Below are 559 nucleotides of genomic sequence, written 5' to 3'. Positions count from 1 at the left end.
GGTCGACCGCGCGGTACGCGACGCAGCAGCGCTCGACGCAGGCGGTGTCGACGGGGTGATGATCGAGAACTTCGGCGACGCCCCGTTCTATCCGGACGACGTCCCGAAACACACCGTCGCGGCGACGACCCGCGCCGCGGCCGCCGTGGCGGACGCCACCGACCTCCCGATCGGAGTCAACGTCCTCCGGAACGACGCCGAGGCGGCCGTCGCCGTCGCTGCGACCGTCGACGCGGCGTTCGTCCGGGTGAACGTCCACACCGGCGCTCGGGTCACCGATCAGGGGATCGTGGAGGGACGGGCGCACGAGACGATCCGACTCCGCGAGTCGCTCGGCGTCGACGTCGGCGTGTTCGCCGACACGGACGTGAAACACTCCGCACCGCTGACGCCGGCGGGATACACCGCCGAGTCGTTCGCGGACACCGCCGAACGGGGAGCGGCGGACGCCGTGATCGCGTCGGGTCCGGGCACCAGCGAATCGGTCGACCCCGACGCGCTTCAGGCGGTCGTCGACGAACGGGACGAACACGGGCTCGGAACGCCCGTGCTCGTCGGC

At 72.1% G+C, this 559-nt stretch carries 1 protein-coding gene; it reads left to right on the top strand.

Annotation, left to right across the window (positions count from 1 at the left end; genetic code table 11):
* Positions 1 to 559 (top strand): BtpA/SgcQ family protein (locus ACFQEU_RS17760; protein WP_379784305.1); only part of this gene is annotated, 559 nt, incomplete at both ends.

The organism is Halorubrum tibetense (genome assembly GCF_042661865.1).
GTDB classification, from domain to species: Archaea; Halobacteriota; Halobacteria; order Halobacteriales; family Haloferacaceae; genus Halorubrum; species Halorubrum tibetense.
Note: the sequence above shows the minus strand (reverse complement) of the source record. Positions and strands in the feature narration are given on the sequence as shown.